The sequence below is a fragment of the Actinopolyspora mortivallis genome (genome assembly GCF_003001495.1).
In the GTDB taxonomy this organism is placed as follows: domain Bacteria; phylum Actinomycetota; class Actinomycetes; order Mycobacteriales; family Pseudonocardiaceae; genus Actinopolyspora; species Actinopolyspora mortivallis_A.
This window is the reverse complement of record NZ_PVSR01000002.1, coordinates 251,190-264,079: the sequence shown is the minus strand read 5'-3', so window position 1 is coordinate 264,079 and position 12,890 is coordinate 251,190. Positions and strand designations below refer to the sequence as shown.

General features: G+C 69.9%; 11 protein-coding genes. 8 read left to right on the top strand and 3 right to left on the bottom strand.

The features are described 5' to 3' along the window. Positions 1 to 349 precede the first annotated feature (349 nt). From CEP50_RS03650 to CEP50_RS03630, 5 genes are all read left to right on the top strand, one after another. On the top strand, positions 350 to 1,570 hold the full coding sequence (locus tag CEP50_RS03650) for a YbfB/YjiJ family MFS transporter (protein WP_258174793.1): 1,221 nt from the start codon (positions 350 to 352) through the stop codon (positions 1,568 to 1,570). Between the two features lie 128 nt (positions 1,571 to 1,698). Beyond that, complete coding sequence (locus tag CEP50_RS03645; RefSeq protein WP_106112477.1) at positions 1,699 to 3,645, top strand: FAD/NAD(P)-binding protein; 1,947 nt, start codon at positions 1,699 to 1,701, stop codon at positions 3,643 to 3,645. 20 nt (positions 3,646 to 3,665) lie between these two features. Next, the gene (locus CEP50_RS03640; protein WP_106112476.1) at positions 3,666 to 4,094 is read left to right on the top strand and encodes a carboxymuconolactone decarboxylase family protein; all 429 of its coding nucleotides are present in this window, start codon (positions 3,666 to 3,668) and stop codon (positions 4,092 to 4,094) included. A gap of 48 nt (positions 4,095 to 4,142) precedes the next feature. Beyond that, on the top strand, positions 4,143 to 4,763 hold the full coding sequence (locus tag CEP50_RS03635) for a pyridoxamine 5'-phosphate oxidase family protein (protein WP_106112475.1): 621 nt from the start codon (positions 4,143 to 4,145) through the stop codon (positions 4,761 to 4,763). Between the two features lie 194 nt (positions 4,764 to 4,957). Beyond that, a complete protein-coding gene (locus tag CEP50_RS03630; RefSeq protein WP_106112474.1) occupies positions 4,958 to 7,003 on the top strand; it encodes a thioredoxin domain-containing protein in 2,046 nt (681 codons plus the stop codon). Positions 7,004 to 7,066: 63 nt separating this feature from the next. Here the strand turns inward: CEP50_RS03630 and trhA are convergent, their stop codons facing one another. Continuing rightward, the gene (gene trhA / locus CEP50_RS03625; protein WP_106112473.1) at positions 7,067 to 7,744 is read right to left on the bottom strand and encodes a PAQR family membrane homeostasis protein TrhA; all 678 of its coding nucleotides are present in this window, start codon (positions 7,742 to 7,744) and stop codon (positions 7,067 to 7,069) included. Between the two features lie 158 nt (positions 7,745 to 7,902). Between trhA and CEP50_RS03620 the strand changes: the two genes are divergently transcribed. Next, the gene (locus tag CEP50_RS03620) at positions 7,903 to 8,679 is read left to right on the top strand and encodes an isoprenyl transferase (protein WP_106112472.1); all 777 of its coding nucleotides are present in this window, start codon (positions 7,903 to 7,905) and stop codon (positions 8,677 to 8,679) included. A gap of 143 nt (positions 8,680 to 8,822) precedes the next feature. Here the strand turns inward: CEP50_RS03620 and CEP50_RS03615 are convergent, their stop codons facing one another. Together CEP50_RS03615 and CEP50_RS03610 are read right to left on the bottom strand one after the other, a co-directional pair. Next, positions 8,823 to 9,071, bottom strand: a complete 249-nt coding sequence (locus tag CEP50_RS03615) for a hypothetical protein (RefSeq protein ID WP_181188191.1) — start codon at positions 9,069 to 9,071, stop codon at positions 8,823 to 8,825. A gap of 235 nt (positions 9,072 to 9,306) precedes the next feature. Then, entirely contained in the window at positions 9,307 to 9,555 is a 249-nt protein-coding gene (locus tag CEP50_RS03610) for a hypothetical protein (protein WP_106112471.1), read from the bottom strand. Positions 9,556 to 9,831: 276 nt separating this feature from the next. On the opposite strand from CEP50_RS03610, the gene CEP50_RS03605 reads away from it, so the two are divergent. Continuing rightward, positions 9,832 to 11,049 (top strand): hypothetical protein, encoded by a 1,218-nt coding sequence (locus CEP50_RS03605; RefSeq protein WP_106112470.1) that lies wholly within the window; start codon positions 9,832 to 9,834, stop codon positions 11,047 to 11,049. A gap of 331 nt (positions 11,050 to 11,380) precedes the next feature. Beyond that, entirely contained in the window at positions 11,381 to 12,772 is a 1,392-nt protein-coding gene (locus CEP50_RS03600) for a PhoH family protein (protein ID WP_106112469.1), read from the top strand. Positions 12,773 to 12,890 lie beyond the last annotated feature (118 nt).

Below are 12,890 nucleotides of genomic sequence, written 5' to 3'. Positions count from 1 at the left end.
GTGTTGCGCGGGGGATAATTTTTCTCGTACGTCGGGGAAAAATCGGGTTGACGACGGGTCGTGATTCGGCCGCGCCCGCACCGGGGCGTTCGGAACGGGTATGTTTTTCCTGTTCGAAGCAGGGTCAGTGACCGGAAAGACGGTGCTCCCGGGGTGTTCACTTTCCGTGTCCGAGCGCGCTCGCTGTGTTTCACGTCATTTTTGGAATTGTTGTGCGAACCGTCCGAATTTGCGAGAGTGCTTTCCGTCGAGATCCTGGGGATGGACAGGCCGGTCACGAAGTCGGATGACGTGGATCCGCACGTCCTCCTCCGGTCGTCGAACATCCGTTTCGGAATCGGAGGAACTGTTGCCGAACACCGCCACGAGCACGGCCGAGCCGCCGGTCACCTCCGAAGAACGGCAGGTGTTGTGGCGTGGCGCGCTGGCCCTGGCCGCGGCGATGGGGGTCGGACGTTTCGCCTACACACCGATCCTGCCGCTGATGGAGCGACAGGCAGGGCTGGGTGCCGACACCGGCGCGCAGATCGCCACCGCCAACTACGTGGGCTACCTCGTGGGAGCGCTGCTGCTCAGCTTCCGTTCCTCCCTGGCCGTGTCCCGGGCGTTCACCCGGGGTTGGTTCGTCGTGCTGGTCGGCACGACCGCCCTGATGCCCCTGACCACCAGCCCGCCGGTGTGGATGCTCCTGCGGCTGCTGACCGGTGTGGCCAGCGCGGTGATCTTCATCGTGTCGGCGCAGGCGGTGCTGCGCACCCTGCGGAGCAACCCGCACCTGTCCGGTTGGGCCTACGGCGGCGTCGGGCTGGGAATCGCCGTTTCCGGAACCACGGTGCTGCTGCTGGGCACGACCGCATCCTGGTCGACCTCCTGGTGGCTGTGCGCGGCCCTGGCCCTGCTGCTCGGTTTTCCCGTGTGGACGTTGCTGGACCGCGCGGCGTCGCCGCGGGAGCGGACCGCCCGGGACGGAACCGGCCGGGAGGGCCGAGGAAGGGCGTTCGGGCTGTTGCTGACGGGCTACTTCCTGGAGGGCGTCGGCTACATCATCGCGGCGACGTTCCTGGTGGCAGCCCTCAGTGATGCCGAGCTGGCCTGGTTGGGGAACGGAGCCTGGGTGCTGGTCGGTCTGGCCGCCGTGCCCTCCTGCGTGCTGTGGGCGCGTTTCTCACGCGGAATCGCCGCGCCGAGCCTGCTGGTGGCGGCGCTGCTGCTGCAGGCCGTCGCCGTGGCCCTGCCGGGGTTGACGAGCGCACCGACGTTGGTGGCCGTCTCGGCCGTCGCCTTCGGGGGCACGTTCATGGGTATCACGACGCTGGCGCTGGCCAGCGGAGCGCAACTCGGCGTCCCCGGATCGGCCGCGGCACTGACCGCCGCCTACGGCCTCGGCCAGATCGTGGGGCCGCTGGTGGTGCAGCCGACCCTCGGGGCGGGGTACCAGCCCGCTCTGCTCATCGGCGGGGCCGTGCTGCTGGCCGGTGCGGTGACGATGCTGCTGCTGCGTCTGACGGCGTGGCCCGGGGTCACCTCCTCGCACACCGCCGACAGAGAGTCCCGGAACAACACCTCCTGAACCCCGAAAACCACCCCCGAACCCGCACCACACGTCGACGAACCAACGACGCGTGTCGAACGCGTCGTGCCCGAGAAGAACCCGTTCACACGACCGATCACACTGCCCACCCTGCGAGGGAGACAAGCGTGGTCAAGGACATCGCCATCGTCGGCCTCGGACCCCGAGGACTGTCCGTGTTGGAGAGAATCGTCGAGAACTCCCGACTCCGTCCGAACCGGCGGGTCGCTGTGCACGCGATCGACTCCGCCTCACCCGGAGCGGGTGCGGTCTGGCGCCCGAGCCAGTCCCGGCACCTGCTGATGAACACCGTAGCCTCCCAGGTCACCCTGTTCACCGACCCCAGCGTGCGGTGTGTCGGTCCCATCGTCGACGGGCCGAGCCTGTACGAGTGGATCCGGCGGGGCGGAGCCGAGGAGATCGACGACGCCGAACTCCGCTCGGAGGCCCGCTCGCTCGCCGCCGACGAGTACCCCAGCCGCGCGCTGTACGGCAGGTACCTGCACTGGGTGCTGGACCATGTCCGGTCCCACCTGCCTGAGCACGTCGAGCTGCACGTCCACACCGACCGGGTCCAGGCCGTCACCGTCGTGGAGTCCGGACGGTACGCGGTGGTGCTGTCCCACCACCACAGGGCGATCAACGTGGACAAGGTCGTGCTCGCCCTCGGCCACCTGCCCGCCGGTCTGGGGGAGCGGGAACGACGGCTGCGGGCGTTCGCGATCACCCACGGTCTGCACTATCTCCCACCGGCCAACCCGGCCGACGTGCCCCTCGACGAGGTGACCGGTGAGCACACCGTGCTGGTGAACGGTCTCGGGCTGAACTTCTTCGACTACCTGTGTCTGCTGACCAGTGCCCGTGGGGGACGTTTCGTGGAGACCGAACACGGGCTGAGGTACCACCCCTCCGGGGACGAGCCCAGGATCGTCGCCGGTTCCCGGCGCGGAGTGCCGTACCACGCCCGAGGGGCGAACCAGAAGGGCGTGACCGGACGGCACACCCCCCGCTTCCTCGATCCCGACACCATCGAACGGCTGCGGGCACGGGCCCGGCGAAGCGGCGGACTCGACTTCCACGAGGACGTCTGGCCGCTGATCACCAACGAGGTCGCCTACGTCTACTACGGAGCCCTGGCGCGGCAGCGCCTCTCCGGGAGCGAGCACGAGTCGTTCGTCGCCGAGCTGGAGACCGTCCTCCGGGGCCGTCCGGACCGATTACGCCCGCTGTTACGGGCACACGGAATCGGGGCCGACGAGGAATGGGACTGGGACCGCATCGCGCGGCCGACCGGCGAGCGTGACTTCGCCTCACCCGCCGAGTTCACCGGCTGGCTGCTGGACTACCTGCGCCAGGACCTGCGCAACGCGTACGGCGGCAATGTGGACAATCCGCTCAAGGCCGCCCTGGACGCCATGCGCGACCTGCGCAACGAGGTTCGCCAGGTCGTCGACCACGGTCAGGTGGCGGCGGCCTCCTACCGCGAGCACGTCTCGCGGTTCTACACCCCGCTCAACGCTTTCGTCTCCATCGGGCCGCCACCACGCCGGATCGCGGAACTGATCGCGCTCATCGAGGCGGGCGTGGTGACCATCGCCGGACCCGGTTTCACGGCGACCAGCGACCCGCGCGGCTGCTTCACCGGCAGCTCACCGTCGGTGGCCGGTGCCGAGTACACCGGCGACGTCCTCATCGACGCCCGACTTCCGGATCCGGGCGTGGTCGGCTCCGACGACCTGCTCGTGCGCCATCTGCTGGCCACGGGAACGGGCCGCAGGCACACGCTGAGCACGGGCGGGACCGACCACGTCACGGGGGCTCTGGAGGTCACCGACCGCCCCTACCGGCTGGTGGACGTCTCCGGGCAGGCCAATCCCGGGATACACGCCTTCGGCGTTCCCACCGAGGGGGTGCACTGGGCCACCGCCGCGGGCGTTCGCCCCGGCCTGGACTCGGTGACTCTCGGCGACGCCGACTCGATCGCCCGTTCCGTGCTCGGACTCGACGAGTCCCCGGACGAGCACGACACCAGGGCACCGGGCGACCAACCCCGTCCGGTGCTGGCCGCCGACTGACCGAGAGGGAGGAACGAACAATGACCACACCGGACGAGGGACACGTCGGTGAGGACCGCCACGCCACGGGAGACCGCATCCGCAGGCAGGTGCTCGGTGACCGGTACGTGAACACGATGCTGCGCGGTTGGGATCCCGCCAAGCCCCTGCTCGAACTGATCACGGAGTTCTCCTGGGGAACCGTCTGGTCCCGTGAGGGGCTGGACATGAGGACCAGGAGTCTGCTCAACGTCGGTATGCTCGCCGCGCTCAACCGTCCGGCCGAACTGCGGCTGCACGTCGGCGGAGCACTGCGCAACGGGTGCACCGTGGAGGAGTTGGCCGAGGTCGCCCTGCAGAGCGCGGTCTACGCCGGTGTGCCGGTGGGGATCGACACCATGAAGACGATCAAGGAGGTCGCCGACGCCGTCGAGGCCGAGGAGACCACCGGGGACGGGAACGGGACCTGACCCCACACCGGAGCCCGCACGAGAGCATCGACCCCGAAGGGAAGGCGGATGAGTCGGTTCGCACGCCTGGCGTTCACCGAGACGGTACGACTGCTCCAGCAGGAGGAGGGAACGCGCCCGCGGCAGTACCGGGACCTCGGTGAGGCGGTGGGGCGCCACCCCGATCCGCTCGGTGAGCGCGAGACCGAGTTCATCGCCAACCGGGACGGTTTCTACCTCGCCAGCGTCGGCGAGACCGGCTGGCCCTACGTGCAGTTCCGGGGTGGGCCGCCCGGCTTCGTGCACGTGCTCGACGAGCACACCCTCGGCTACGCCGACGTGCGGGGCAACCGGGAGTACATCACCAACGGCAACCTCCGGGCCGACGGGCGGGTGGCCCTGTTCTTCATGGACTACCCTCGCCGTACCCGGCTCAAGCTGTTCGGGCACGCCGCGACGCACGGCCTGCAGGAGGATCCCGAGCTGGCCGAGAGGCTGTGCGCGCCCCGCACCGACGGGCGGGTCGAACGGACGGTGCTCATCAGCGTGGAGGGCTACGACTGGAACTGCCCCAAGCACATCCCGCGCCGCTACACCGAGGAGGAGCTGGCCCCGCTCCACGAGCGGATCCGGCGGCTCGAGGCGGAGAACGCCGAGCTCCGCGCGCGGCTCGGCGGATCCGGCGGTTGAGCGTTCCCCGCCCCGCCGGTGGTTGACGCACCCGCGGGGCGGGCGCCCCGGGGCCGTGCGGCCGGGTCGTGAGGTTGCCGGGCACCGTGGTCCCGGCCGGGTCGTGCACGCCTCCCCTTTCGTGGGTACCCGGTGGGCACGGGCCCGTGGGGCCTGCGGGAGGGCGACGCTTTCGCACGTGGGAGGCTGCGGGTATGGCACAGCGGCTAGCGCAGGCGACCAGTCCGTACTTGCTCCAGCACGCCGACAACCCGGTCGACTGGTGGCCGTGGTGTCCCGAGGCGTTCGAGGAGGCCCGCCGGCGGGACGTGCCGGTGCTGCTGTCGGTCGGTTACGCGGCCTGCCACTGGTGTCACGTGATGGCGCACGAGTCGTTCGAGGACCCGGACACTGCCGCGGTCATGAACGAGCACTTCGTCAACATCAAGGTGGACCGGGAGGAACGTCCGGACATCGACGCGGTCTACATCCAGGCGACCCAGGCGATGACCGGTCAGGCCGGTTGGCCGATGACCTGCTTTCTCACCCCGGAAGGGGAGCCGTTCCACTGCGGCACCTACTATCCGGCGGCCCCGATGCGGGGGATGCCGTCGTTCCGGCAACTGCTCGACGCGGTGGTCAGCGCCTGGAACGAACGCACCGAGGAGATCCGGCAGAGCGCGACCCGGGTGGTGGAACACCTGGAGAGCCAGCGCGCGGCACTTCCCGAGTCCCCTGTGGACGAAGAGGCCTTGTCCGGGGCGGTGACCGGTTTGGCTGAGGAGTTCGACGCGGACAACGGCGGCTTCGGCGACTCACCCAAGTTCCCGCCGTCCATGGTGCTGGAATTCCTGCTGCGCCACCACGAACGGCTCGGCGAGGAGGGCACGGGGCGCCGCGCCGGGGAGATGGCGGAGAGCGTCTGTTCGGCCATGGCCCGGGGCGGGATTTACGACCAGCTCGCCGGGGGGTTCTCCCGCTACAGCGTGGACGCCCACTGGACGGTGCCGCACTTCGAGAAGATGCTCTACGACAACGCGCTGTTGCTGCGTGTCTACGCCCACCTCACCCGACGCGCCGCCGCCGGAGCGGAGGTGCGGGAACCCGAGCTCGCCGAACGCGTGACCGTGGAGACCGCCGAGTTCCTGCTGCGTGACCTCGGCACCGAGCAGGGAGGGTTCGCCGCCTCGCTGGACGCCGACACCGACGGGGAGGAAGGGGCCACCTACGTGTGGACCCCCGAACAGCTGCGCGAGGTGCTCGGGGAGGAGGACGGCGCCTGGGCCGCCGAGGTCTTCGGTGTCACCGAACAGGGCACCTTCGAACGCGGAACCTCCACCCTCCGACTGTCACGCGATCCCGAGGACACTTCCCGGTGGAACCGGGTGCGGGCGGAGCTGTTCGCGGCACGTCGCCGCCGCCGACAGCCGGCCCGCGACGACAAGGTGGTCACCGCCTGGAACGGGCTGGCGATCACGGCGCTGGTGGAGGCCGCCACCGCGCTGGATCGCCCCGAGTGGCTGCGCGCTGCGGAGAACGCCGCCCGGCTGCTGACCGAGGAGCACCTGCGCGACGGCAGGCTGGTGCGCAACTCCCGGGCCGGGGTGGCGGGCACCGCCGAGGCGGTGCTGGAGGACTACGGCTGCCTCGCGGAGGGACTGCTCGCGGTGCACCAGGCCACGGCCCGGCCGCACTGGCTGGAGCTGGCGTGCGGCATGTTGGACACGGCGCTGGAGCTGTTCTCCGACGAGCAGCACCCCGGGGCCTTCCACGACACGGCCTCCGACGCCGAAAGGCTGGTCAACCGTCCGGCCGACCCGACGGACAACGCTAGCCCCTCGGGGGCCGCGGCGGTGACCTCGGCGCTGGTGACGGCCTCCGCGCTCACCGGCCCCGAGCGGTCGCAGCGCTACCGCACGGCCGCCGATCAGGCGCTGAACCGGGCCGGACTGCTCGCCCGGCGCGCGCCGAGGTTCGCCGGTCACTGGTTGTCGGCGGCCGAGGCGACGCGTCACGGACCGTTGCAGGTGGCCGTGGTGGGGCCGGAAGGTCGACAGCGCGCGGAGCTGGCCGAGGTCGCGCGGGAGAACGCGCCCGGTGGGGCCGTCACCGTGGTGGGAGACCCCGGGAGCACGGGAACCCCGCTGTTGGAGGACCGTGGAACCCTGGACGGCTCTCCGGCGGTGCACGTCTGCCGGGGCTTCGTCTGCGAGCGGCCGGTGGGAACCGCCGAGGAGGTCCGGGCGGCGCTGCGCGGGTGACCGCCGCACCGGGGCCGCCCGCGGGGACGGGTGGCCCCGGCGCTCCACCGGAGGAGAGGTCCCTCAGGAGTACAGGGCCAGCCAGATGGCCACGTGGTGGCAGATCGCCGCGGCCGAGACCGCCGCGTGGAAGAACTCGTGGTAGCCGAACACCTCCGGCCACGGGTCGGGGCGACGGGTGGCGTAGCAGACGGCCCCTCCGGTGTAGAGCACTCCGCCGACCACGAGCAGCACCAGCACGGCGAGCCCCGCGTTGCTGAGCAGTTCGGGCAGCACGAACAGCGCGACCCAGCCGAGAGCCACGTAGACCGGCACCCCCACCCAGCGGGGCGCGTGCGGCCACGCGAGTTTCAGCACCACTCCGCCGAGCGCCCCGCCCCAGACCACGGCGAGCACCACGGTTCCGACGGTGGGGCGCAGCGCGAGCATCGCCAGCGGGGTGTAGGTGCCCGCGATGAACAGGAAGATCATGGAGTGGTCCAGGCGCCGCATCCAGGTTCTGGCGCCCAGCGTGCGCCAGGTCCGGCGGTGGTAGAGAGCGCTGACCCCGAACAGTCCCAGCACGGTCACCACGTAGACGGTGGTTCCCAGGGCGGCCCGGGCGGAGACCGTCGCGGCGGCCAGGGCGACGAGCACGGCCCCGGAGGCCAGCGCGACCATCGTGGACCAGAGATGGATCCACCCGCGCAGCCGCGGCTTCACGGGTGGAGTGGGGTGTCCGGAGGAACTCGCGGTAGTCACGGTCCGAGCCTACGACACGGAGACCCCGGGCACGGGGGAGTAGGTGGGCGTGCTCACGGGGAGAGGGACACCCCGTCCGGTCACGGTGCGCGCCCTCGGGGCGGTGGCCGCGTGGTCACCTGACGGGGCGGTCCGTTGTCCGCGTAGGCTTTGGGGACGTGGCGCTCAAGGTTCGGCTACGGGAACTCATCTACGACCTCTACGAGTGGCGGTTGCGGCGTCAGCTGGAGGGAGCCCAGCGTCCCAGACACGTCGGCGTGATCCTGGACGGCAACCGCCGTTGGGCCAGAGAGGCCGGTTTCGACGCGGACTACGGCCATCGGGCCGGGGCCCGTAAGATCTCGGACTTCCTCGGCTGGTGCCGGGAGAGCGGGGTGGAGGTCGTCACGCTGTGGTTGTTGTCCACCGACAACCTCAGACGCTCCAGCAGGGAGGTCGACTCGCTGCTGGAGATCATAGCCGGTGTCGTCGAGGAGATCACCCAGCCGGGAACACCGTGGCGGGTACGCATCGTGGGGGCGATGGACCTGCTTCCCACCGAGGTCGCCGAGCGTATCTCGGCGGCGGCCCGCCGTACCGAGGACCGCGCCGGGATGCAGGTCAACGTGGCCGTGGGCTACGGCGGTCGACAGGAGATCGCCGACGCCGTGCGCAAGTTGTTACAGCAGCACGCCGAGGCGGGGACCACCATCGAGGAACTCGCCGAGGTCCTCGACGTGGACCACATCGCCGAGCACCTCTACACCTCGGGACAGCCCGATCCCGAGCTGCTGATCAGGACCTCCGGGGAGCAACGGCTCTCCGGGTTCATGCTGTGGCAGTCGGCGCACTCGGAGTTCTGGTTCTGCGAAACCTACTGGCCGGCCTTCCGCCGGGTGGACTTCCTGCGGGCGCTGCGCAACTTCTCGGCCCGACAACGCCGCTTCGGCGGCTGATCTTCGCCTTCCGGGGAAGCCGTTTCCCGTCGGGTTTTCCGGCTCCGGACACGACGAAGGGCGGGGCGGAACACTGTGTCCGACCCCGCCCCTGCTCCGGAGTCACCGGTACTTCGGCGCGACCGAAGGGTGGTTTCCGGTGCTCAGTGGGCCTTGGCGTGGTCGACGATCGGGGCGTTGACGCACTTGGCCTTCTCCGGGGAGAGCAGCTCGACGACCGCACCGAGCACGGCGATGTCGTTGTTGCACAGCTGGACCGGCAACACGCTCAGGTTGTTGTCGTTGAGGATGTTGATGCCGTCGTTGTCCTTGGAGTCGGCGCTGGCCATGGGGGCCATCGCGAGCATTCCGGCCGCGGCGACACCAACTGTGGCGGTTGCCTTCTTCAGCACTTGAGGTCACTCTCCTTCTGCGTCGAACAAGTCGGTTTTCACGAATCACCGCATGCCGGATGGATCACTCGGAGCGGTGAAAGTACTGGTTTCCGAAACCGCTGGTTCTGCCGTCGCTCGCCTGGGGCGGAACGTTCCGTGACGTTGTCGCTCAGCGGTTCGGGGAGCTCGGAGCCGGACCTCCCCGTTCTCCGGGGGCCGGCTCCGACTGCTCTGGCCGTGGGACGGCTCGGACTCAGTGGGCCTTGGCGTGGTCGACGATCGGGGCGTTGACGCACTTGGCTCCGCTCGGGGAGAGGATCGGCACGACCGCACCGAGCACGGCGACGTCGTTGTTGCACAGCTGGATCGGCACCGCGCTGATGTTGTTGTCGTTGAGGAGGTTGATGCCGTCGTTGTCCTTGGAGTCGGCGCTGGCGATGGGGGCCATCGCGAGCATTCCGGCTGCGGCGACGCCCACGGCGGCAGTTGCCTTCTTCAGCACTTGTTCGCTCCTTGTCGGTACACGGATGATCCGAGCACGACCACCACGGTGGAACCCCAGCAATTCCCCAGTGGCCGTGCACACGCAGAAAAGCTATCGAGTGTTCGATCACGAGAAAAGCTGCGTAACACTATTGTGTATAACTGATCTTTCTTCTCTCAAGTTGTTCCGGTTCTCATTGATCTATTTACGAGGAGATTTCGTAGAAGTCGAGTCGGTTTTCCCGGAGGCGAGGTTCCGTCGCACGAAGCACACCGGTTCGCCTACCCTTCCGGTGTGGACGAGCGGACCACGGTGACCGAGTACCTCAGGCTCGGAGTGCGTTTCGGCAGGCTGGCCCCCCGGCTCCTGCACGGCTACACCGGCGACGGGCGGCTGCTGTCCGAGGTGTACTCCGAACCACCGCCCGCCCCGCGCGAGCTGGCCGCCCAGGCACGGCGGCTGCGTGGTCTGGTGCGTTCCGGCGATCTGCCCGCTCGACGCGGGGAGTTCCTGCTCGGCCAGCTCACGGCACTGGACTGTCTGGGCCGGATGCTGGCCGGAGCACGACCGTCCTTCGGCGCTCGGCTGCGGGCGTGCTTCCAGCTCGACGCGGTCGTGGGTGAGCCGGAGCCGTACGAACGGGCACACGCCGAACTCGACACGATCCTTCCCGGGACGGGACCACTGTCCCGTCGCATGGCTGCCTTCCGGGAACGCGACCGCGTTCCCCCGCGGGTGCTTCCGGCGTGCGTGCGAGCCCTCTCCACCGCCCTGCGGGAACGCACGAGCGAGGTGCTGGGGCTGCCCGGGGGCGAGTCGGTGGACTACCGCTTCGTCACGGACCCACGGGTCAGCGGGCTGCACCACTACCTCGGTCACGGGCGCTCTCGGGTGTCGGTCGGGCTCGCCGCCCCGCACCGGACGGCAAGCCTGCCCCGGTTGATCGCGCACGAGAGCTATCCCGGTCACCACGTCCAGTACTGCCGACGGCGTTCCCCGTGCCGCGCACCGGAACAGGCCGTCGTTCTCGCGCAGACCCCCGAGTGCGTCGTGGCGGAAGGACTGGCCGAACGGGGATTGGACACGGTGGTCGGTCCCGGCTGGGGCGAGTGGGCACGACGGGTGCTGAGCGGGGTCCTGCGGTTCCCGCACGCCGAGCTGGCCGAGCGGGTGGACCGGGCGCTGCGGAAGCTCTCGGGGGTACGCGGGGACGCGGCCGTCATGCTGCACGAGCACGGGTGTTCCCGTGAACGGGTGTGCGCCTATCTGCGGCACTGGCTGCTGTTGGACGAGACCAGGGCCACGGCGTTGGTGGACCTGCTGTCGGACCCCACCCCGGCGGCCCACGCGGTGGTGTGCTCGGAAGGGGAACGGCTGATGGTCTCCCGGACCGCCCAGGACGAGGTTGTCGGAACCGCGCGCGACTACCTGCGGTTGCTGGAGGAACCGCACGTCCCGCGCACGGTGCGGGCCGCTCTCGTCGCCCCCACCGGGGATCACACTGTCGAGTGAAATCGTGCGGGCTTCGGCAGGCACGGCGGACCCCGGCGGCGTCACTGCGCACCGCCTCCGGCGTTGCGCCGGCCGGGTGTGTGGATTCTGGCTTTCGGGTGACGATCCGTTGAATCACCTGTGTGGCTGCCTGCCAACCCCCGTCCAGCCGGGGTAGCGTCCGCTGTGACGGGCCGTGTCAGTGCGGCCCGTCCGGGGAGGCCCTCCACCGTGGCGCAGGCCGCCAGCGGGCTCCACCCGGTTGGTGCCCGGGCCACGTCTTCGGTGCAGGGCGGCCCGGCCCGCCGACGAACGGGTGTGCGAGGTCCGCACCCGTTAGGGAGTAGCCGTGATGACACGACGTTCCCAGCAAGCGGAGTCCCTGCCCGACTCCGGCTCCGCACAGTCCCCCACGCCGAACCGGCCCACCCCGGGTGCGTCCGAGGAGGTGGAGGTGCGCAGCTACGTGCTGGACACCTCGGTGCTGTTGTCGGACCCGTGGGCGATCACCAAGTTCGCCGAGCACAACGTCGTCCTCCCGCTGGTGGTGATCAGCGAACTGGAGGGCAAGCGGTACCACCCCGAACTCGGATGGTTCGCGCGGGAGGCACTGCGGGGGCTCGACGACCTGCGCGTGCGGTACGGCCGGTTGGACGAGCCGGTCCCGGTGGGTGAGTCGGGTGGTCACCTGCACGTGGAGCTGAACCACTCGGACCCGGAGGTGTTGCCGCCGGGCTTTCGCACCGACTCCAACGACGCCCGTATCCTCGCCTGCGCGCTCAACCTCGCCGCTGACGGGAATCCGGTGACCCTGATCAGCAAGGACATGCCGCTGCGGGTCAAGGCGGCCTCGGTGGCGTTGGACGCGGACGAGTACCGGGCCCAGGACGTGGTCTCCACGGGATGGTCCGGAATGGCCGATCTGGACGTGGCCCCGGGCACGGTGGACGCGCTGTTCAAGGACGGTTCCGTCGAGGTGGCCGAGGCCGGGGAGATGCCGGCCAACACCGGACTCCGACTGCTCGCGGGAACGAAGAACGCGCTGGGACGGGTCACCGAGGACAAGACGGTGCGCCTGGTGCGCGGGGAACGCGAGGCCTTCGGGCTGCACGGCCGTTCGGCCGAGCAGCGGGTCGCGCTGGACATCCTGCTGGATCCCGAGGTCGGTATCGTCTCGCTCGGCGGGCGAGCCGGAACCGGCAAGTCGGCGCTGGCGCTGTGCGCCGGGCTGGACGCGGTGATGGAGCAGCAGCGGCACCGCAAGGTGATGGTGTTCCGCCCGCTGTACGCGGTGGGCGGCCAGCAGCTCGGCTACCTGCCGGGCAGCGAGGGCGACAAGATGCAGCCCTGGGGTCAGGCGGTCTACGACACGCTCGGCGCGTTGGCCGGGCAGGACGTGATCGACGAGGTCATGGACCGCGACATGCTCGAAGTGCTGCCGTTGACCCACATCAGGGGGCGTTCGCTGCACGACTCGTTCGTCATCGTGGACGAGGCCCAGTCGTTGGAGCGCAACGTGCTGCTGACCGTGCTGTCCCGGTTGGGCTCCAACTCACGGGTGGTGCTCACCCACGACGTCGCCCAGCGGGACAACCTGCGGGTGGGTCGGCACGACGGCGTGGCCGCCGTGATCGAGAAGCTCAAGGGGCATCCGCTGTTCGCCCACGTCACCCTGACCCGTTCCGAGCGCTCCCCGGTGGCCGCCCTGGTCACGGAGATGCTGGAGGGCGAGTTCGTGTCCTGACGCCGTAGCCGCCGTGGTGGCCCGATTTTGCCTAAAATCGGGCCACCACGGGGCCTCCACCGTCGGTCCAGGTCCCCGGCTTTGGTGGCGGCCAGGAAGGAGCGCCAGGTGCCGGTGG

Coding starts and splice junctions, on each gene's coding strand:
- CEP50_RS03640 (WP_106112476.1), top strand. CDS start 3,666: ATGACCACACCGGACGAGGGACACGTCGGTGAGGACCGCCACGCCACG.
- CEP50_RS03635 (WP_106112475.1), top strand. CDS start 4,143: ATGAGTCGGTTCGCACGCCTGGCGTTCACCGAGACGGTACGACTGCTC.
- CEP50_RS03630 (WP_106112474.1), top strand. CDS start 4,958: ATGGCACAGCGGCTAGCGCAGGCGACCAGTCCGTACTTGCTCCAGCAC.
- CEP50_RS03600 (WP_106112469.1), top strand. CDS start 11,381: ATGACACGACGTTCCCAGCAAGCGGAGTCCCTGCCCGACTCCGGCTCC.